Source organism: Kitasatospora sp. NPDC001225 (genome assembly GCF_053597855.1).
In genome coordinates, this window is the sequence record NZ_JBSFJC010000008.1 from 97,390 (window position 1) to 117,688 (window position 20,299).

At 72.5% G+C, this 20,299-nt stretch carries 15 protein-coding genes, 1 other RNA gene and 1 pseudogene; 3 read left to right on the forward strand and 14 right to left on the reverse strand.

The features are described from left to right. Nucleotides 1-63 precede the first annotated feature (63 nt). The 6 genes and pseudogenes from ACWDCZ_RS04745 to ACWDCZ_RS04770 form a co-directional block, all read right to left on the reverse strand. On the reverse strand, nucleotides 64-2,391 hold the full coding sequence (locus tag ACWDCZ_RS04745; protein ID WP_079272634.1) for a xanthine dehydrogenase family protein molybdopterin-binding subunit: 2,328 nt from the start codon (nucleotides 2,389-2,391) through the stop codon (nucleotides 64-66). A gap of 745 nt (nucleotides 2,392-3,136) precedes the next feature. Further along, a pseudogene (locus tag ACWDCZ_RS04750) lies at nucleotides 3,137-3,593 on the reverse strand ((2Fe-2S)-binding protein); the annotation flags it as partial. A 71-nt stretch (nucleotides 3,594-3,664) separates the two neighbouring features. Next, nucleotides 3,665-4,531 (reverse strand): FAD binding domain-containing protein, encoded by an 867-nt coding sequence (locus ACWDCZ_RS04755; RefSeq protein ID WP_049659370.1) that lies wholly within the window; start codon nucleotides 4,529-4,531, stop codon nucleotides 3,665-3,667. Between the two features lie 357 nt (nucleotides 4,532-4,888). Continuing rightward, the gene (locus ACWDCZ_RS04760) at nucleotides 4,889-6,499 is read right to left on the reverse strand and encodes a beta-N-acetylhexosaminidase (RefSeq protein ID WP_449815194.1); all 1,611 of its coding nucleotides are present in this window, start codon (nucleotides 6,497-6,499) and stop codon (nucleotides 4,889-4,891) included. 91 nt (nucleotides 6,500-6,590) lie between these two features. Continuing rightward, on the reverse strand, nucleotides 6,591-6,869 hold the full coding sequence (locus ACWDCZ_RS04765) for a DUF3039 domain-containing protein (protein WP_049653451.1): 279 nt from the start codon (nucleotides 6,867-6,869) through the stop codon (nucleotides 6,591-6,593). A gap of 63 nt (nucleotides 6,870-6,932) precedes the next feature. Further along, nucleotides 6,933-7,517, reverse strand: coding sequence for a YqgE/AlgH family protein (locus ACWDCZ_RS04770; protein ID WP_049653449.1), 585 nt, complete (start codon nucleotides 7,515-7,517; stop codon nucleotides 6,933-6,935). A gap of 300 nt (nucleotides 7,518-7,817) precedes the next feature. Here ACWDCZ_RS04770 and murA point away from each other — a divergent pair, with 300 nt between their 5' ends. Next, the gene (gene murA, locus ACWDCZ_RS04775) at nucleotides 7,818-9,158 is read left to right on the forward strand and encodes a UDP-N-acetylglucosamine 1-carboxyvinyltransferase (RefSeq protein WP_049653446.1); all 1,341 of its coding nucleotides are present in this window, start codon (nucleotides 7,818-7,820) and stop codon (nucleotides 9,156-9,158) included. Nucleotides 9,159-9,233: 75 nt separating this feature from the next. Here murA and ACWDCZ_RS04780 read toward each other — a convergent pair whose 3' ends face one another. The 8 genes from ACWDCZ_RS04780 to ftsE all read right to left on the reverse strand — a co-directional run bounded on the left by ACWDCZ_RS04780 (nucleotide 9,234) and on the right by ftsE (nucleotide 18,233). Further along, nucleotides 9,234-9,518 carry an HU family DNA-binding protein gene (locus tag ACWDCZ_RS04780; protein WP_030242980.1) on the reverse strand — a complete coding sequence of 95 codons (285 nt, stop codon included), beginning with the start codon at nucleotides 9,516-9,518 and terminating at the stop codon, nucleotides 9,234-9,236. A 508-nt stretch (nucleotides 9,519-10,026) separates the two neighbouring features. After that, nucleotides 10,027-11,499, reverse strand: coding sequence for an NAD-dependent malic enzyme (locus ACWDCZ_RS04785; protein ID WP_049653443.1), 1,473 nt, complete (start codon nucleotides 11,497-11,499; stop codon nucleotides 10,027-10,029). 361 nt (nucleotides 11,500-11,860) lie between these two features. Continuing rightward, nucleotides 11,861-14,164, reverse strand: a complete 2,304-nt coding sequence (locus ACWDCZ_RS04790) for a HelD family protein (RefSeq protein WP_049653441.1) — start codon at nucleotides 14,162-14,164, stop codon at nucleotides 11,861-11,863. Nucleotides 14,165-14,314: 150 nt separating this feature from the next. After that, nucleotides 14,315-14,696: a transfer-messenger RNA gene (gene ssrA / locus ACWDCZ_RS04795) on the reverse strand. A gap of 86 nt (nucleotides 14,697-14,782) precedes the next feature. Beyond that, nucleotides 14,783-15,259, reverse strand: a complete 477-nt coding sequence (smpB, locus tag ACWDCZ_RS04800) for an SsrA-binding protein SmpB (RefSeq protein ID WP_049653438.1) — start codon at nucleotides 15,257-15,259, stop codon at nucleotides 14,783-14,785. Nucleotides 15,260-15,303: 44 nt separating this feature from the next. Further along, nucleotides 15,304-16,440 (reverse strand): S41 family peptidase, encoded by a 1,137-nt coding sequence (locus tag ACWDCZ_RS04805; RefSeq protein WP_074005024.1) that lies wholly within the window; start codon nucleotides 16,438-16,440, stop codon nucleotides 15,304-15,306. A 112-nt stretch (nucleotides 16,441-16,552) separates the two neighbouring features. Then, nucleotides 16,553-17,464 (reverse strand): permease-like cell division protein FtsX, encoded by a 912-nt coding sequence (gene ftsX, locus ACWDCZ_RS04810; protein ID WP_049653435.1) that lies wholly within the window; start codon nucleotides 17,462-17,464, stop codon nucleotides 16,553-16,555. Nucleotides 17,465-17,543: 79 nt separating this feature from the next. Then, nucleotides 17,544-18,233, reverse strand: a complete 690-nt coding sequence (gene ftsE, locus ACWDCZ_RS04815) for a cell division ATP-binding protein FtsE (protein ID WP_049653434.1) — start codon at nucleotides 18,231-18,233, stop codon at nucleotides 17,544-17,546. Nucleotides 18,234-18,584: 351 nt separating this feature from the next. On the opposite strand from ftsE, the gene ACWDCZ_RS04820 reads away from it, so the two are divergent. Further along, on the forward strand, nucleotides 18,585-18,779 hold the full coding sequence (locus ACWDCZ_RS04820) for a hypothetical protein (RefSeq protein WP_049653432.1): 195 nt from the start codon (nucleotides 18,585-18,587) through the stop codon (nucleotides 18,777-18,779). A gap of 314 nt (nucleotides 18,780-19,093) precedes the next feature. Then, the gene (locus ACWDCZ_RS04825) at nucleotides 19,094-20,263 is read left to right on the forward strand and encodes an IS30 family transposase (protein ID WP_449815195.1); all 1,170 of its coding nucleotides are present in this window, start codon (nucleotides 19,094-19,096) and stop codon (nucleotides 20,261-20,263) included. Nucleotides 20,264-20,299: the final 36 nt, after the last annotated feature.

Consider the following 20,299-nt stretch of genomic DNA (forward strand, 5'->3'; position numbering starts at 1 on the left):
AGTCGGCCGGCAATTCCTTTCCGCTGTTTGCACCGCTTTCCGTCGCCTTTCCCAACCGTCCGGTCAGGCGGTGACGGCGTCCTCCGCCCGGATCGGCAGCCGGCCGACCGGCAGGCCGGTGGCGGCGCGCACGGCCGCGGCGACGGCCGCCGGGGCGACCACCGCGGGGACGGCGCCGACCGCCTTCGCGCCGAACGGGGCCACCACGTCGCGCTCCTCCAGCAGCGCGGCGATCCGCACCTCCGGGGTGTCCAGCGCGGTGGGCAGCCGGTAGCCGGTGAGCGAGGGGTTCTGCAGCACCCCGCCCTCCGTCCGCAGGTCCTCCAGCAGCGCCAGGCCGACGCCCTGGGCCACCCCCGCCTCGATCCGGTCCTCGATCTGGCGCGGGTTCAGCGCCCGGCCGACGTCCTGGGCGACGGTCATCTCGACCACCCGGACGGCGCCCAGCTCGATGTCCACGTCCACCACCGCGCGCATCGCGCAGAACGAGATGGAGACGAAGGCGTCGCCCTGCCCGGACTCGTCCAGCGGCTCGGTGGGGTGCGGGCGGCACTGCGCGGTCGCCCACAGCTCCTTGCCCTCCAGCGCCTCGGCGACCGGCATGCCGAGCACCCCGTCGTACGAGGTGATCTTGCCGTCGGCGATCTGGAGCAGCTCCGCCGACATCCCGAAGTTCGCCGCGATCGGCTGCAGCAGCTGGTGGCGGACCATCAGCGCGGCCCGCTCGACGGCGCCGCCGGAGACCCAGGTGTGTCGGCCGCGGGCGGACGGCCCGGCGATCGACTGGTCGCTGTCGGCCGGCGCGATGTAGACCTCGCTGACGCCCAGCACGGTCTGCACGATCTGCCGGGCCAGCGTGGCGAAGCCCTGCCCGGCGTCGACCGCCGCGCAGATCACCGTCGCGTGGTCGCCGCTGACCCGCACCGTCGCGGTGGAGACCTCGTCCTCGCCCTCGGCGCCCAGCATGTGCACCATGCCGACGGCGTAGCCGATGCCGCGCCGCACCGCCGCCGGGTCGCCCGCGCCACCGGGCCCGCCGGGCAGCAGCCACTCGGCGTCCGGGTCGTCCACCGGCAGGGCCGGCAGCGGCTCGGCCGCGACCGCGTCCAGCAGGGCGCGCACCGGCGCCGGGCAGGTGACGGCCTGTCCGGTGGGCAGCGGGTCGCCGGTGGACATCGCGTTGCGGCGGCGGATCTCCACCGGGTCCACGCCGATCCGGGCGGCCAGCTGGTCCAGCTGGGACTCGTACGCGAAGCAGGCCTGCAGGGCGCCCTCGCCGCGCATCCGGCCGGCCGGCGGGTTGTTGGTGCGCACCGCCCAGGCGTCCACGAAGACGTTCGGGCAGACGTACGGACCGGCCGAGAAGGCCGTCGCGGCGGCCAGCGCCTCGGCGGAGACGTCCGCGTAGGCGCCGCCGTCCAGCAGGATCTGCGCCTCGACCTTCACCAGCGTGCCCTCGGCGTCGGCGTGGTGGCGGTAGCGCAGCAGCGCGGGGTGGCGCGAGGTGTGGGTGTGGAAGGACTCCTCGCGGGTGAGCGTCATCTTCACCGGGCGGCCGGTGCGCAGTGCCAGCAGGGCCAGGGTGACCTGGAACGAGAGGTCCTCGCGGTCGGTGGTGGCGCCGGGCACGCCGGTGGCCACCAGCCGGACCCGGTCCGGCTCCAGGCCGAGGCAGGCGGCGGTGCGGTCGCGGTCGCCGTGCGGGTCGGTGGAGGACAGGTGCAGTTCGACGCCGCCGTCCGGGCGCGGCACGGCCAGCCCGGCCTCGGCGCCGAGCGGGGCCGGGTCCTGCCGGCCGACCTGGTAGAGGCCCTCCACGATGATCTCGCCGACCGCGTCCGGGTCCCCGGTGCGCAGCGGCAGGTGGCGGAACAGGTTGCCGTCCGGGTGCAGCGGCGGCGCGGTGAAGGACTGCTCCGGGTCGGTGACGGCCTCCAGCGGCTCGTAGTCGACCGCGATCAGGCCGACCGCCAGCCGGGCGGTGTCCGGGTGGTCGGCGGCCACCGCGGCGATCGGCTCGCCGTGGTGGCGCACCACACCGGCGGCCAGCACCGGCCGGTCGGAGACGATCGGCCCGGCCGGGGCGCCGTCGGGGGTGCCGTCCGGGCCGGGCGGCAGGTCGGCGGCGGTGACCACGGCGTGCACCCCGGGCAGCGCCAGCGCGGCCGAGGTGTCGATGCCGCGGATCCGGGCGTGCGGGTGCGGCGAGCGCAGCACCGCGCCCCACAGCAGGCCCTCGGCCCAGAGGTCGGCCGCGTACGGGTAGATGCCGAGCGCCTTCGGCAGCGCGTCGCCGCGCAGCGGGGAGCTGCCCAGGCCGATCGGCTCCGGTGCGCCGCCCTCGCCGCCGTCCTGCTGGAGTGCTGCGCCGATGTCGGTAGGCGACGTCATGATGCGTGGTCGTCCTCGGGGAGCCGGATGCCGTGGGCGGGGGTGGCCCCGTACGGGACACCGGCCGGGGCGCCGCCCTCGGCCGGGGCACCGTGCGGGTGCGGAGCGGGGTACGGGGTGCCGTGCGGCGGCGTGCCGTCGTAAACGGTGCCGGGCAGCGGGGTGCCGTGCGCGGGGGTGGGCTCGTAGACCGGGGCGTCGTACCCGGTGTCGTAGCCGTTCTGCTGCTGGTGGCCGTCCGGGTAGGGCAGGTAGGTGCCGTGCGCGGGGGTGGCCTGGTAGGGCTGCTCGGGGTAGCCCTGCGGCGGGTAGTACACCTGCTCGTCGGCGGCCTGGGCGGGGATGGCGTCCCGGATCGGGGCCAGCACGGTGGTGTCGTACACGCCGGTGTCGTAGCCGCCCTGGGGGTCGCCGTACGGCACTCCGGCCGGGGCCGGCCCGACGCCCGGCTGCCCGACGGCGTGCTGCGGGACGGCGTGCTGCTCGACGGGCTGCTGCGGGACGGGCTGCTGCTCGACGGCCTGCTGCGGGACGTGCTCGATCCAGTCCCCGGCGTCGGCGTAGACCGGCGGCTCGACGGCCTGCCCGGGCTCGACCGGCGCCTCCGCCGGCCGTGCGGCGGGCGGCTCGGCGACGGGCTCGGCGACCGGCACGGCCGGCGCCTCGGCGGCGGGCCCGGCGGCGGCCTGCGCGGCGGCGGCCTCGGCGGCCTCCTCCGCCTGCTCGGCCTCCAGCGCGCGGGCGTCCGCGACGGTCTGGACGGCGGCCAGCACGCCCCGGTAGCCGGTGCAGCGGCAGAGGTTGCCGCACAGGGCCTGACGGGCCTCCACCTCGGTGGGCCGGTGGTTGCGTTGGAGCAGGTCGTGCACCGCCATCGCCATGCCGGGGGTGCAGTAGCCGCACTGGACGGCGCCGGAGGCGGCCAGCGCCTGCTGGACGGCGCTCGCGCCGCCGGCGGCCGACAGGCCCTCGACGGTGTTGATCTCGCTGTCGGCGGCCAGCGCGGCGGGCACCAGGCAGCCGGCCACCAGCTGGCCGTCCACCTGCACCGAGCAGGCCCCGCACTCGCCCTGCTCGCAGCCGTCCTTGGCGCCGGCCAGGCCGAGCCGCTCGCGCAGCACGTAGAGCAGGCTCTCGCCGATCCAGGCGTCGGTGACGGGCCGTTCGAAACCGTTGACCCGCAGCGTGTACGAGGCGCACGGGCGCAGCTCGCGGCTGACCTGCGGGGAGAGGCCGAGCGGGTCGGCGTCGAGGGTCTCGATGGGGTCTGTGGTCACTTCAGCACCCTTCCCAGCGCCCGTCGGGCCAGCACCGATACGGTACGCCGCAGCCGAACGGCGGCCGCTGTCGGCCCCTCGGTCACGGCCTCCCAGGCGCCCTCGGCGCCGTAGTCGTCGGGGACGCAGGCGGCGGCCACGTACTCGCCGAAGGCGGCGGTCGCGGCCGGGTCGATCTCCCGGCTGCCGTCCCAGTCGATGCAGCCGGCGACCCAGGCCTCGGCTTCCAGCGGGCGCAGCGGCACCGGCGCGACGGCCCCGACGGCGCAGCGCACCGAGCGCCTGGCCGGGTCGAGGACGAGGGCGACGGAGGCGGTGGCGCGGGCCGGGCCGCTGCGGCCGGTGGCCTTGAGGAAGACCTGCGGGGCGTGCAGCAGCGGGACGCGCACCCAGGTGAGCAGTTCGCCGGGGCGCACCGGGTCGAGTCCGGTGAGCAGGTGACTGACCGGCACCTCGCGGGTGCCCCCGGCCCGGGTCAGGGTGACGCCGGCCTCCAGCGCGGTGAGCACCGGGAGGGTGTCGCCGGCCGGGGCGGCGGTGACGATGTTCCCGCCGAGGGTGCCGACGTTGCGGACCTGCGGCGGGCCGGCGGTGCGGGCGGCGTCGGCGAGCGCGGGGATGAGCGCGGCGAAGTCGGGGCGGTCCATCCGGGCGTGGGTGAGTCCGGCGCCGAGTACGGCGGTGCCGCCGTCCTCGTAGCGCCAGCCCCGCAGTTCGGTGATCCGGCCGAGGCCGACCAGGGCGGCGGGGCGCAAGCGGCCGGCGTTGACGGCCTCCATCAGGTCGGTGGCTCCGGCCACCGGTACCGCGGCCGGAGCGGCGGCCAGCGCGTCGACGGCCTCGTCGAGGGAGGCCGGCAGCATGATCGTCCGGTTCACCTGGGTCCCACCGTGCTCCACTTGCTCATCGATCGCCTGCCGCCCGCCGGCCTGCGGCCGTGCCGTCCTGCGTCAGCAGCCCGGCCTGGCCCGTAGGGTACGGGCGATCGGGCCGGGTTGGGCAACTCTGGCACACAATGCTCGATGATCATTTCGGGGCCGGTGAACGGGGCTGCCCGATTGGGACCGATACCGGGCGGTATCTGCCCCGACCCGCTCCGGGCCAGGGCAGATGTTCATCAGTTCTTGACGTCCGATGACCGCTCAGAAGTTCCCGGTCAGCACGACCGGGGCGTGTCACGGGGGTCCCGGCGGCCCCGGAAAGGGCCCCCGGGACACGCCCTAACGGACCGGCGGCAGGCCCTCGATCGGCCGGCCGGCCGGGGCGGGCCAGCGCTGCCACGGGTGCGGCCCGTCGGCCGGGCGGTACTCGACGCCGAGCGCGTCCAGCGCCTTCAGGTGGGTCGTCAGCCGCCGCTCGAAACCGGCGAAGTCCCGCTCGGCCGGCTCGGCGGGCAGCGCGGACCAGGCGACCTCGGCGAAGGCGACCAGCCGGGGGAAGGCCCGGTAGTCGATGTCCCGGGCGCTGTCCATGAACTCGCTCCACAGGTTGGCCTGGGTGCCGATCACGTGCCGGGCGGCGGCCTCGTCCAGCTGCTTCGGGACGGGCTCGAACCGGTAGACGTCCTCCAGCGTGCGCACGAAGCCGACCGGGATCGGCTCGTCCGGCCCGTCCGCCTGCCGGTGGTCGAAGTAGACGTGCTGCTCGGGGCACATCACCACGTCGTGCCCGGCCTTCGCGGCGGCGATCCCGCCGCCGAAGCCGCGCCAGGAGGAGACCGCGGCGCCGGGCGCGAGCCCGCCCTCCAGGATCTCGTCCCAGCCGATCAGCCGGCGGCCGCGCTCGGCCAGCCAGCGGTCGAAGTGCCGGATGAGGTGGCTCTGCAGTTCGTCCTCGTTGGCCAGGCCCAGCTCGCGGATCCGCGCCTGCGCGGCGGCGCTGTCCTTCCACTGCTCCTTGGGGCACTCGTCGCCGCCGAGGTGGACGAACTCGGACGGGAAGAGCTCCAGGACCTCCTCCAGCACGCCCTCGAAGAAGCGCAGGGTCTCCTCGGAGGCGTTGAGCACGTTGTGGCTCACCCCCCAGTCGGTCCACACCCCGAGCGCGGCGGTGTCCACCACGTCGGTGTTGCCCAGCTCGGGGTAGGCGGCGACGGCGGCCTGGGTGTGGCCGGGCAGGTCGATCTCCGGGACGACGGTGATCCCGCGGGCGGCCGCGTAGGCGACGATCTCGCGCAGGTCGTCCTGGGTGTAGAAGCCGCCGTGCGGGCGGTCGTCGCGGCGCTGTCCGGCCCGGTACCCGACCATCGAGCGGTCCCGCCAGGAACCGCGCGCGGTCAGCCTCGGGTAGCGCTTGATCTCGACCCGCCACCCCTGGTCGTCGGTCAGGTGCAGGTGCAGCACGTTGAGCTTGTGCGCGGCCAGCAGGTCGACGAAGCGCAGCACGTCCGCCTTGGGCAGGAAGTGCCGGGCGACGTCGAGCAGCGCGCCGCGCCAGCCGAACCGGGGGGCGTCCTCGATGTCGGCGCCGGGCAGCACCCAGCCCTCGTGGCGCAGCGGCGAGCGGCGGTAGGCGTCCGGCCCGAGCAGCTGCCGCAGGGTCTGCGCGCCCCACAGCGCGCCGGCCGGGCCGCCCGCGGTGAGCAGGGCGTGGCCGGGGCGCACCGTGATCCGGTACGCCTCGGCGGCGAGCGTCCCGTCCTGGACCAGCTCGATGCCCGCACCCGGCCGGCCCGGGCCGAGCGGCAGCCCGGTGGCGGCGGACAGCGTGGCCCGCAGCCAGCGCTCGGCGTCGGCCAGCGCGGGGGGTGCGGTCAGCGTGGTGGCGGCGTCGAGCGGATAGTCCTCGTCCGGGCGGCGGGCGGCACTCGAAGGTGCGGGAATGAGGTCCATTCCGACATCCTGCCCACGCCCCGACGATTGGCATAGACCACCAGGGGAACCCTGGTGCTATGCAAAACGGCGTTGTGCGGGGCGCCGCGGACTACTTCTTGTCGCCGTCGCCGCCCTGCGGCTTGCCGATGCCGTCGTAGATCTCCTTGCACATCGGGCAGACCGGGTACTTCTTCGGGTCGCGACCGGGCACCCACACCTTGCCGCAGAGCGCCACCACGGGGGACCCCGAGAGCGCGCTCTCCATGATCTTGTCCTTCTGGACGTAGTGCGCGAAGCGCTCGTGGTCGCCGTCCCCGTGGGACACCTGCGGGACGGGCTCGACCAGGGTGCCGGTGCCGAGGCCGCGCTCGGGCTCAAGAGTGCTCATGGGTGCCAAGTCTATGGGCGCCTCCGGAAACCCGGCCAGTGTCGCGGCTCCGGGCCGGTCGGCTCAGTTCATCGTCGGGTCGTCCGGGTAGGTCGCCAGCAGGGCGAGCGGGCCGCGCTGGCGGCGCAGCACCGAGCGCCACAGCCGCTCCGGCTCGGGGCTGGAGACGTCCCCCGGCTCGCAGTCCACCAGGTACCAGGCGCCGCTCTCCAGCTCCGCCTCCAGCTGCCCGGGCGACCACCCGGCGTACCCGGCGAAGATCCGCAGGCTGCCCAGTTCGCCGGCCAGCACCTCGGGCGGCGCCTCCAGGTCCACCAGGCCGATCGCGCCGTGCACCCGGCGCCAGCCGAGCGGCTCGCCGGTGCCCGGCTCCCCCGGCGCCACCGCGAGGCCGAGCGCCGAGTCCAGCGCCACCGGGCCGCCCTGGAAGACCACGGCCGGCTGTCCGACGAGTCTGTTCCAGCCGTCCAGCACACTGCCCACCTCGACCGGCGTCGGCCGGTTCAGGACCACGCCGAGCGCCCCCTCGACGTCGTGGTCGAGGAGCAGCACCACCGCCCGCGCGAAGTTCGGGTCGGTGAGCAGGGGCGTCGCGACGAGCAGACGGCCGGTGTGGGACCGGCCTCCGTGCGAATGGGCCGCCGTCATGCCCACATGATCCCGCAGAACCGCACCGCTCGGACACCGCAACGCCCGGAAACGGCCACGCCCACGAACACCCGTACGGCCGTACCGGGGGGCGGGCCCGGGCCCGGAGAGAGCACCATCACGGGAGAGGCTCACGGGAACCAACGGCACGCCTACTACCATCTACGTCTGGTGGACGCCTTTATACGGTGCCGACTCGGTTTCGCCGGGGGCCCGAACGCGCCCGTACGACCGGTCCACCACCGGCTCTCTCCCGGAGCCCTCCCCCCGACTCCTCTGGCACCCCGGATTGCGAGAACGATGACCGACGACGTCCTGCTGGTCCACGGCGGAAACCCGCTCGAAGGCGAGATCCGCGTCCGCGGAGCGAAGAACCTGGTGCCCAAGGCCATGGTCGCCGCCCTCCTCGGGCAGGGCCCCAGCAGACTGCGCAACGTCCCGGACATCCGCGACGTCAAGGTGGTCCGCGGCCTGCTGCAGCTGCACGGCGTGACCGTGCGCACCGGTGACGAGGACGGCGAGCTGATCCTCGACCCCTCGCACGTCGAGAGCGCCAATGTCGCGGACATCGACGCGCACGCCGGCTCCTCGCGGATCCCGATCCTGTTCTGCGGCCCGCTGCTGCACCGCCTCGGCCACGCCTTCATCCCCGGCCTGGGCGGCTGCGACATCGGCGGCCGCCCGGTCGACTTCCACTTCGAGGTGCTGCGCCAGTTCGGCGCCAGCATCGAGAAGCACCCGCAGGGCACCTACCTGGTGGCCCCGCAGCGGCTGCGCGGCACCAAGATCGAGCTGCCCTACCCCTCGGTCGGCGCGACCGAGCAGGTGCTGCTCACCGCGGTGCTCGCCGAGGGCGTCACCGAGCTGCGCAACGCGGCCATCGAGCCGGAGATCGTCGACCTGATCTGCGTGCTGCAGAAGATGGGCGCGATCATCACCCTGGGCACCGACCGGACGATCCTGATCACCGGTGTGGACGAGCTGAACGGCTACAACCACCGCGCGCTGCCGGACCGCCTGGAGGCCGCCTCCTGGGCCTGCGCGGCGCTGGCGACCAAGGGCGACATCTACGTCCGCGGCGCCCGCCAGCTGGAGATGATGACCTTCCTGAACACCTTCCGGAAGGTCGGCGGCGCCTTCGAGGTGGACGACGAGGGCATCCGCTTCTGGCACCCGGGCGGCGAGCTCAAGGCGATCGCCCTGGAGACCGACGTGCACCCGGGCTTCCAGACCGACTGGCAGCAGCCGCTGGTGGTCGCGCTGACCCAGGCCACCGGCCTGTCCATCGTCCACGAGACGGTGTACGAGTCGCGGCTCGGCTTCACCGGCGCGCTGAACCAGATGGGCGCGCACATCCAGCTCTACCGCGAGTGCCTGGGCGGCACCCCCTGCCGCTTCGGGGCCCGCAACTTCCTGCACTCCGCGGTCGTCTCCGGCCCGTCCAAGCTGATCGGCTCCGAGCTGGTCATCCCGGACCTGCGCGGCGGCTTCTCGTACCTGATCGCGGCGCTGGCGGCCGAGGGCACCTCGACCGTGCACGGCATCGACCTGATCAACCGCGGCTACGAGAACTTCATGGACAAGCTGCGCGACCTGGGCGCCCACGTCGAGCTGCCCAGCGAGCAGCTGGTCGACGCCTGACGGTCCGAGCACACAACGGCGAGAGGCCGGGCTCCCCAGTGGGGAGCCCGGCCTCTCGGGCGTTCAAGGGGTGGCTCAGGCAGCGCCCTTGGCGGCTTCCTTCAGCTTGGAGCCGGCGCTCACCTTGGCGCTGTAACCCGCGGCGATCTGGATCGGCTCGCCGGTCTGCGGGTTGCGGGCGGTGCGGGCAGCGCGGTGGGTGCGCTCGAAGGTCAGGAAACCGGGAATGGTGACCTTCTCGTCGCCCTTGGCGACGACCTCGCCGACGATCTCGGCGAAGGCGGCCAGAACGGCGTCGGCGTCCTTGCGGGTCACCTCGGCGCGCTCGGACAGCGCGGCCACCAGCTCACTGCGGTTCATGTGTACTCCTGTGGTCTGTTCGCTTGCGGTGCGCGGGGGCCCATCGGTGCTCCCACCGGGGGGCACCCGGATAGGCCGCAGGTCCGCACACTGTGCTCATGCAGGCAATGCGTGGTCGCAGGCCGGGTCCGTACCCGATGCCGCGCGCCGGAGCCGTCGAAGGCCCGCCCGCCCGCCTGGGTACGAATCCTGCCCCGACCGGCCCCGAGAAAGCCAATCGGGCCCCGGCCGAGCCACCCGAACATCGCCCGCCCGTCGGAGGTGTGACGCTCCGTCGGCTCCGGCGGACCGGACCCGGGCGGCGGTCGGGACGACACGCCGGAAGACCAGGGGGACGTTCCGTACTTGTCGGACACGCCTGCCCCGTGCAGGGCTACGGTACGCCCTACGACTGACAAGCCCAAACACGCCCCTCGCCCTTGTGTCGCAAGGGTTCGGGGCGAGCTGGGCGGGTATGACCGCTATTCGCACATTTGAGCGATCTGCGACACGTCGCCCGAGCCGTCCGTCAGAGCTTGACGGTGGGGAACGCGGCGGTGTCGAGGGTGCCCACGATGCCGGGGGTCGGACGGGCCGGCGCGCGGTCCTCCTGGGCCCCCGCCAGGGCCGCCTCGCGCACCGCGGAGGCGACGGTCTTGGCCACGTCCTTGTGGAACACGCTCGGGATGATGTAGTTCGCGTTCAGCTCGTCGTCGGCCACGGTGGTGGCCAGCGCCCGGGCGGCGGCGATCATCATCTCGGTGTTGACGGTGCGGCTCTGGGCGTCCAGCAGGCCGCGGAAGACACCCGGGAAGACCAACACGTTGTTGATCTGGTTCGGGAAGTCGCTGCGGCCGGTGGCGACCACGGCGGCGGTCTGCCGGGCGATGGCCGGGTCGACCTCCGGGTCCGGGTTGGCCAGCGCGAAGACGATCGAGTCCTCGGCCATGGTGGCCAGGTCGTCGCCGTCCAGGACGTTCGGGGCCGAGACGCCGATGAAGACGTCGGCGCCCGCCACGGCCTCCTTGAGGCTGCCGGTGCGGCCCGAGCGGTTGGTGTGCTCGGCGATCCAGCGCAGGTTCTCGTTGAGGTCCCCGCGGCCCAGGTGGACCACGCCGTGCACGTCCGCCACGGTGGCGTGCTCGACGCCGGCCGCCATCAGCAGCTTGAGGATCGCGGTGCCGGCGGCGCCGGCGCCCGACATCACCACGCGGATGTCGCCGATCCGCTTGCCGACCACCTTCAGCGCGTTGGTGAGGGCGGCCAGCACCACGATCGCGGTGCCGTGCTGGTCGTCGTGGAAGACCGGGATGTCCAGGGCCTCGCGCAGCCGGGCCTCGATCTCGAAGCAGCGCGGCGCGGAGATGTCCTCCAGGTTGATCCCGGCGAAGCCCGGGGCGATCGCCTTGACGATGGCGACGATCTCGTCGGTGTCCTGGGTGTCCAGGCAGATCGGCCAGGCGTCGATCCCGGCGAAGCGCTTGAACAGGGCCGCCTTGCCCTCCATGACGGGCAGCGCGGCCTCCGGGCCGATGTTGCCCAGGCCCAGCACCGCGGAGCCGTCGGTGACCACGGCGACGCTGTTGCGCTTGATGGTCAGGCGGCGGGCGTCCTCGGGGTTCTCCGCGATCGCCATGCAGACCCGGGCGACACCCGGGGTGTAGATCATGCTGAGGTCGTCACGGTTGCGGATCGGCAGCTTGGAGGACATCTCGATCTTGCCGCCGAGGTGCATCAGGAAGGTGCGGTCCGAGACCTTGCCGATCGACACGCCGTCGATCGTGCGCAGCTTCTCGACGATCTCCTCGCCGTGCGCGACCGAGGCCGCCGCCACCGTGACGTCGATCCGCAGCGCCTCCAGCCCGGAGGCGGTGACGTCGAGACCGGTCACCGATCCGCCGGAGGACTCCACGGCCGTGGTGATCGCGCTGACGGCGTTGCCCCGGGCCGGGACCTCCAGCCGTACCGTGATCGAGTTGGAGACACTGGGCACCGTCGCCATCGACGCTTCCTTCTTCCGTCTGTCCCGCAGGCTCAACATTTTGTTGAAGGCATCGCCTGCGCATGCTAGACGTCGATCGTCGCACCTTCCAAGGGGTAGCCAGAAATAACGTTCATTGAGTGTGCGGACCCGACAATCCCACCCGATGGCCGTCCGGCTCCCGCCGCTCGCTCCTTGCCTCTCCCGGCCGATGCGTTACATTGGACGGGACACCGGCTCGATCCAAGCCCCCGGGCCCAACCTTCGTCCCTTCGAGGGACCACTTGCCGCGAGGCGAGCATGGCGGGTCGGTGTCGTAAACGTCTGAAGGCCCCTCACCACCCGGTGAGGGGCCTTCTTCCGTCGGATCCCGTAGGGTCCGTCAGCCGTGCAGCAGCGCGGGCACGCCGGCCGCGTCGGGCAGGTCGTCCGGACCGGAGAGCACGGTCAGCCGCTGGGTCGCGCGGGTCAGCGCCACGTACAGCACCCGCAGGCCGGCCTCCGACTCGCCGGCGATGCCGGTCGGGTCGGCCACCACGGTCGCGTCGTACTCCAGGCCCTTGGCCTCCAGGCTGCCCAGCACCACCACGCGCCCGCCCAGGCCCTCGGCCCAGCCGGCCGCCTCGCCCCGGCGGTCCATCGGCACCACGAGCGCCACGGTGCCGTCCACCTCGGCCAGCAGCCGCTCCAGCTCGGCCCGAGCGGCCTTGCCGAAGGCCTCCGGCGCGGGGTCGGTGGTGGCCGCGAAGCGCGGCTCCACGCCGACGTGGCGCACCGCGCTCGGCGACGGGGTGCCCGGCGCGGCCAGCGCCAGCACCTTGGCCGCCACCTCGGCGATCTCGGCCGGGTTGCGGTAGTTCACGGTCAGCGTGAAGCGGCGGCGCGGCTTGCCGGAGAGCACCTCGTCCAGCGCGGCCTGGGCCTCCTGCGGGAACGGCCAGGAGGACTGCGCCGGGTCGCCCACGATCGTCCAGGTGGCCATCCGGGCCCGGCGGCCGATCATCCGCCACTGCATCGGGGTGAGGTCCTGCGCCTCGTCCACGATGATGTGCGCGTACTCCGTGCGCTCGACCGGCTGGCGGTCGCGCTGGCGGGCGCTGCGGTCGGCGAAGGTGGTGACCTCGTCCAGGCCGCTCAGCAGGTCCACCGCGTCCACCTCGCGGACCTTCGGGCGGGCCGGCTCGCCGAGCAGCACCTGGAGCTCGTCGATCAGCGCGACGTCGTGCGCGGACAGCGCGCCCTCGCCCCGCCCGGACAGGTGGCGCCAGGAGGCCGCCAGCAGCCTGGCCTCGTCCGGGGTGACGGCCCGGCGGGCGATCCGGTTGGTGTGCCGGTGCTGGCGCAGCGTGGCGAGCACCCGGCGCGGGGTCAGCGCCGGCCACCAGGCGTCCAGGAAGTCCAGGAACGACGCCTCGTCCGAGACGTACTCGTCGAAGGACTCCTTCTCCTCCTGGCGCTGCTCGCGGGCGTAGTGGTCCGCGGGCTTCGGCAGGTCCCTGGTGGCCTGCTGCCACAGGGCGTCCAGCAGCAGCCGGCGGGCGCGCGGGCGCAGCAGGTTCAGCGGGGTGCCGCCGGAGCCCACCACGTTGCCGCGCACGGCCTTCAGCCGGGAGGCGTCCAGCTTCAGCACCTCGCCCCGGGCGACCACCTTGAGCTCCTGCGGCGCGCCCAGCTCCAGCGCCGCGCGGGCGGCCCGGCGCAGCAGCTGGACCATCCGGGCCGAGCCCTTGACCCGGGCCGCCTCGGGCGTGTCGTAGGTGTCCGCCTCGATGCCGTCCACCAGCGAGCCGACCGCCCGGATGGCGACCTGGCCCTCCTCGCCCAGCGCGGGCAGCACGCCCTCGGTGTACGAGACCAGCAGCGCGGTCGGCGAGACCACCAGGATGCCCCCGGCGTAGCGGCGGCGGTCCTGGTAGAGCAGGTAGGCGGCGCGGTGCAGGGCGACGGCGGTCTTGCCGGTGCCGGGGCCGCCGGTGACCAGGGTGGCGCCCGCGGCGGCGGCGCGGATCACCTCGTCCTGCTCCTTCTGGATGGAGGAGACGATGTCGCGCATCGAGTGGCTGCGGGCGCGGCCCAGCGAGGCCATCAGCGCGCCGTCGCCGACCACCGCCAGCTCCTCGCCGTCCAGGGTCGGGGTGAGGTCGGGGCGCAGCAGGTCGTCCTCGACGCCGATCACCTTGCGGCCCTTGGAGCGGATCACCCGGCGGCGGATCACCCGGCCCGGTTCGACCGGGGTGGCGCGGTAGAAGGGGGCGGCGGCGGGCGCGCGCCAGTCGATCACCAGTGGGCCGTACTCGGCGTCCAGCACGCCCAGTCGGCCGATGTGGAGGGTCTCGGCGACGGCCGGGTCGGCCGGGTCGAGCGGGGTGTTCGACGGGATGCCGTGCTCCTCCGGGGCGTCGGCCCGCTGGAGGTCGATCCGGCCGAACAGGAAGTCCTCGAACTCGTTGTTCAGACGCTGGAGGTGGGCGCCGGCCCGGTAGACCTGGGCGTCGCGTTCGGCGAGCGCGCCGGGGGTGCCGACCTGGACCCGCTTGGCGGCGTCCTCCAGGATGTACTCGGCCTCGGCGAGCTTCTCCTCCAACCGGTGGTAGACGGTGTCGAGGTGCTGCTGCTCACCGGCGATCTCGCGTGCGCGGACGGTCTCGTGGTCGGTGGCGGGGGTGGTGGGCGTGTTGCTCTGCATGGCCTCGGTGGTAGCGGCGGAATCCGGCTCCGGAAAACGAGCGGACGGATGATCCTACGCCGCGACCCCCCGGCCGCGCTGCTCCGGAACGTACAAAAATCGAAGGCCGCCCTCCGCGGAGCGGAGGACGGCCTTCGTGTCAACATGGGGTGGTGGAGATGCCGGGAATCGAACCCGGGTCCAGTGGAGTTAATTCAGGGCTTCTCCGAGCGCAGTCCGCTGTGATTTTCTCGGCCCTGGCGGTCACACGGACAAGCCGCCAACAGGCCCAGCTGCTGTTTGATTTCCCATCCGCCCTCGCAGCCCGGGCGGACGGTTGAGTTCCCTAGATTATGCCAGGGTCCGGGTCGGGAACTCCCCGGTCTGACACCCAAGCGCTATCGGTGCTTATTAGGCAGCGAGAGCGAACTGCTGGGAATCGCGCTTAGAGTTGGCGATTATTTTTTTGCGACACGTGGTTAACGAGATCATTGCCGCGTTCCTCGGCTCGCTTCCCCTGTTTCAACATCCCCTGTCGAAACCGATCATCCCCATGTTTTGTTGAGAAACAGCTCGGACGGTCATCGTCCGTGTTGCTTGCGCCATAGTACGCGAGGCGACGGGCGAGGGTCCAGCGGATTAACCCTGGCGTCGGCGGGCCGCCGCCACCGCACGGGCCGTCTCGCGGGTGTCCTGCTTCTCGCGCAGCGTCTGGCGCTTGTCGTAGAGCTTCTTGCCGACCGCGAGCGCCAGTTCGAGCTTCACCCGGCCGTCCTTGAAGTACAGCGAGAGCGGGACCAGGGTGTGGCCCGCGTCGCGGACCTTGCTCTCGATCTTGTGGATCTCCATCCTGTGCAGCAGCAGCTTGCGCTTGCGCCGGGCCGCGTGGTTGGTCCACGTCCCCTGGGTGTACTCGGGGATGAAGACGTTGTCGATCCACGCCTCGTGGTTCTGGATGTACGCGTAGCCGTCGACCAGGTTGGCCCGCCCCTCGCGCAGCGACTTGACCTCGGTTCCGGTGAGGACGAGGCCGCACTCGTAGGTGTCGAGGATCGTGTACTCGTGTCGCGCCTTCTTGTTCTGCGCGATCAGCTTCTGTCCGGTTTCCTTTGCCATAACGCGGCCATTCTCGCACTTCGAGGCCGGATCGGGCAGCTGCTTTAGGCGCGGGTGCCCAGCCCCGAGAGGACCCGCAGGGCGAGCTCGTCGGCCTCCTCGCCCGAGCCGGCCGGGACGTCGGGGGTGAGGCCGGTGCCGTCCGGGGAGCGGCCCGCCGGGGTGTAGTAGCGGCCGACGGTCAGCTCCAGCACGGCGCCGTCGGCGAGCCGGCTGGGCTGCTGGACGGTGCCCTTGCCGAAGGTCCGCGAGCCCACCACCACGGCGCGGCTGCGGTCCTGGAGGGCGCCGGCCAGCAGTTCGGCGGCGCTCATCGTGCCGCCGTCCACCAGCAGCACCAGCGGGGTGCGCTGGTCGCCGCCGGGCGGGGCGGTCAACTCCCTGGTCTCGCCGCGCTCCTGGTACGAGCCGACCGTTCCGCCGTCCAGGAAGATCCCGGCGGTGCCGGCCGCCTCGTCGACCAACCCGCCCGAGTTGCCGCGCAGATCGAGCACCACGCCGGCGTGCGGGGCGCGCAGCGCGGCGCGCACCTGGTCGGCCACGCCGCTGGTGAAGCCGCGCACGGTCACCCGCAGCACGCCCTTGCCCAGCTGCTCCGCGGTGACCTGCCGGCTGTCCAGCAGCACGCGCCGCAGCCGCAGTTCGCGCTCCTCCCCCTCGCCGCGCCGGACCGCCAGGGTGACCTCGGAGCCGGCCCGGCGCTCCTCGCCCTGGCCGCGCAGCCGCGCGACCACCTCGGTCACCGGCAGGTGGTCGGCCTGATCCTGGCCGATCCGTACGAGCCGGTCGCCGGGGGCGATCCCGGCCGCGGCGGCCGGGCCGCCGGGCGCGACCTGGGAGACCTCGGTGACGCCGTCCTGGCCGCGGCCGACCGAGAGGCCGACGCCCGGGTACCGGCCGTCCAGGCCCTGGCTGAACTCCGCGTACTCCTGGGCGCTGTAGTACGCGCCCCAGCGGTCGCCGCCGGCCGCCAGCAGGTGCTCGGCCTGCTGCTCGGACAGGGCGGCGCCGGCCGGGTCCGCCGGGAGCCCGCCGGTGGCCCGGGCGGTGTCGGCGGACGGGCTGTGCGGCGGCCCGCCCGGGTCGCCCCAGGCGCCGGTGGCCGCGCCGGCCAGCAGCACGGCGCCGAACACCAGGCTGAGCGCGGCCACCTGGCGGGCCCTGCGCGGAGTTTGCAGCATGGACCGGAGTGTAGACACCGCTCCGAGCGGGACGAACCGGAACGACGGGCCCCGGAACGCCGACGGCCCCGGACGGCGCAGTGCCGTCCGGGGCCGTCGGGGCGTCCGGGAATCAGACCTTGAGGTACTTGCGCAGCGTGAAGAACGCCGCCACACCGGCCATGCCCATCCCCACCACGATCAGCAGCGGTATCACCGCCAGCACCGAGCCGAGGCCGATGAAGTGGATGAACTGCACCCGGTCGGCCAGCCAGTTCTGGACGAAGAAGTGCCCGCCGATCAGCAGTCCGGAGGCCATCATCGCGCCCAGCAGCGCCGAGAAGGCCGCCTCGGCGATGAACGGCATCTGGACGTAGAAGTTCGACGCACCGACCAGGCGCATGATCCCGGTTTCACGCCGTCGGCTGTACGCCGACACCCGGACGGTGTTGACGATCAGCAGCAGCGCGACGAACAGCATCAGCACCATGATCACGAAGGCCGCCGTCTGGAGGCCGTTCAGCAGGCCGAACAGGTTCTCCAGGATCTTCCGCTGGTCCTCGACCGACTTGACGCCGGGCTTGCCGGCGAAGGCGCTCTGGATCACGTCGTACTTGGTCGGGTCGTTGAGCTTGACCCGCCAGGACTGCGGCATGGCGTCCGCGCCCAGGACGGAGATGAGCGGGTTGTCCGGGTTCATCTCCTTCCAGTGCTTGTACGCGTCGGCGGAGCTCTCGTAGGTGGACGACTGGACCACCGAGGTCATCTTGTCCAGCTGGTCCTTGATGTCCTGGACCTGCTGGTCGGTGGCCGCACCCTTGTCGCACTGGGGCGAGTTCCGGGCGTCCGCCTTGGTGCAGAAGTAGATGCTCACCTCGACCTTGTCGTACCAGTACCCCTTCATGGAGTTCACCTGGTCGCGGACCAGGAGCGAGGAACCGGCGAGGGCGAGGGAGAGCGCGACACTGACCACGACCGCGATGGTCATGGTCAGGTTGCGTCGGAGACCCACACCGATCTCCGACAGGACGAACTGGGCACGCATGCGGGAAACAACTCCAGGGTCGGTACTGCTCCGGGACTGGCGGTTCGGGCCGGCGGCCCTACGGGTCAGCGCTGGTCGGTCAGTGCTGGTACCCGTAGACGCCGCGGGCCTGGTCGCGGACGAGCAGCCCCTTGTCGAGCTCGATGACGCGCTTGCGCATCTGGTCGACGATGGCCTGGTCGTGGGTGGCCATCAGCACCGTGGTGCCGGTGCGGTTGATGCGGTCGAGCAGCTTCATGATGCCGACCGAGTTCTGCGGGTCGAGGTTGCCGGTGGGCTCGTCCGCGATGAGCAGCATCGGACGGTTCACGAAGGCCCGGGCGATCGCCACGCGCTGCTGCTCACCACCGGACAGCTCGCCCGGCATGCGGTCCTCCTTGCCGCCGAGGCCGACCAGCTCCAGCACCTCGGGCACCACCTTGTTGATGGCGCTCTTGGGCTTGCCGATCACCTCCAGCGCGAAGGCGACGTTCTGCGCGACCGTCTTGTTCGGCAGCAGGCGGAAGTCCTGGAAGACGGTGCCCAGCTGGCGGCGCATGTGCGGCACCTTCCAGTTGGACAGCTTGCCGAGGTCCTTGCCCAGCACGTGCACCGCCCCCGTGGTGGGGCGCTCCTCGCGCAGGCACAGGCGCAGGAAGGTGGACTTGCCCGAGCCGGACGAGCCGACCAGGAAGACGAACTCACCCTTCTCGATCTCCAGCGAGACGTTGTCCAGGGCGGGACGGTTCTGCTTGGGATAGGTCTTGGAGACGTTGTCGAATCTGATCACGGCTGCATCACGGAGGCCATCCTAGGCGGCGCCAGTCCTTGGGTCGGTCCGCCCCTGGGGCCCGGCCCGGGGGCGGTCGAAGGGAGCGCGGAGGGCCGCTCCCGGACTCGGACCATACGCGAATCGGCATCCGGCCCGCAGGGGCCGCCCGCGACAACGCCCGCCCCTTGGGAGAGAATGTCCGTTTATGCCCCGAATATCGGGGGTCATCTCGCAGCCCGGGAGCCGGAACCGCCGGAACCTGGCAGAGTGGAGGGGGCGACCGCGTCACGGCCGCTCCCCCGTACAGGGCAGCACATGGAACCAAAGCCCCGTCCGGCGCGTTGGCTGTAGCAGCGAGGAGGAGATCGCATGACCTGCGACCATCTGGTGTGCGCCAACTGCAACGGCCGCGTCAGCGACGGGCGTTGCCCGGTGTGCCGGGCCAACCGGGCCCGGATCCAGGAGCAGCAGAGCCCGTTCGCCGCACTCTCCCCCGCGATGCTGCTGGCCCTGCTGGCCGGGCTGCTCGCGGTGGCGCTGATCGCGCGGCAGGCTCTGGCCTGACAACCCACGAGACGTACGACGAAGGCCCCCGACCACTGCTTGGGTTCTAACGGTCTTCGCAACACCCGCGATCTGTGGGAGTTGCGAGGACCGTGGGCGTTAGGCGCGATGATCTTGCTGAGTTGCGGGAGCGCTTCCTTGAGCGGCTGGATGTAGTAGGCAGCGTGACCGTGGCGGCGCGTGAGCTGGGGATTAACCGGAACACCGCCTTCACCTGGGCCCGGAAGGCAGGGCGGAGGTCGGCAGGCCCGCCGCGTCGGCATTCCGGACGGGACGAGTACGAGCGGCTCCGGGCCGGCGGTGTCGCTCCCCGGGTGGCTGCCCGACAGGTCGGCGTGAACGAGCGCACGGCCAGGGACTGGGACCGGGGCGTCAGGAAGACCCGCCATTCGCGCACCTACCCCGAGGGGTACCGCGTCGACTATCCGGCGGGAACCGCCACCATGTCCGGTGTGACAAAAGCACCGGTCGGCTTGAGGGCCCTGGAGAAGCAGCTCCACCCACGGTTCCTGACCCTGGCCGAGCGCGAACAGATCCGCGATCTTCACTCGGCGGGCCAGTCGCTGCGGGCGATCGGACGGGCCCTGGGACGGCCCGCGAGCACGATCAAGCGTGAGATCGACGCGAACTCCGGCAGCGACGGCTACCGGCCCTACCAAGCCCACCGGGCGGCGGCCGCGCGCAGGCCCCGGCCCAAGGACCGCAAGCTGCTGAGCGAGGGGCGACTGCGCCGCTTCGTCCAGGACAGGCTGCGCAGGCGGTGGTCGCCGGAACAGGTCTGCCACGCTCTGCGGAGGGAACATCCCGGCGACGAGAGCATGCGAGTGAGCGTGGAAACGATCTACCAGACTCTGTATTTCCAGGCCCGCGGCGGCCTGAAGCGGGAGGTGCAGGCAGCCGTCCGCTCCGGGCGGACCCGCCGCAAACCACGCCGGAACCCCGAGCGGCGCACTTCCCGGTTCATCGACCCGATGGTGATGATCAGCGACCGTCCCGCCGACATCGACGACCGGGCCGTGCCCGGCCACTGGGAAGGCGACCTGATCCTTGGCGCGGGCGGACGCTCCGCGATCGCCACCCTGGTCGAACGCAGCACCCGCTACACCATGCTTGTCCACCTGCCGGGCGGAGCCCACGACGCCGAGACCGTCCGCGACGGGCTCGTCCGGACCGTCCAAACCCTGCCCGCCCACCTGCGCGGCTCGCTCACCTGGGACCAGGGCGCCGAGATGGCACGCCACCGGCAGTTCAGCATGGCCACCGACATGCCCGTCTACTTCTGCGACCCGGCCTCGCCCTGGCAGCGCGGGTCGAACGAGAACACCAACGGGCTGCTGCGGCAGTACTTCCCGAAAGGCACCGACCTGAGCCTGCACGGTCCCGAAGACCTCGAACACGTCGCCCAGGAGCTCAACGGCCGCCCACGCAAGACGCTCGGCTGGGATACCCCAGCCGAGCGTCTACGTGATCTACTCACCGTCTGAAACCAAGCGGTGTTGCGACGACCCCTTGAACCCAAG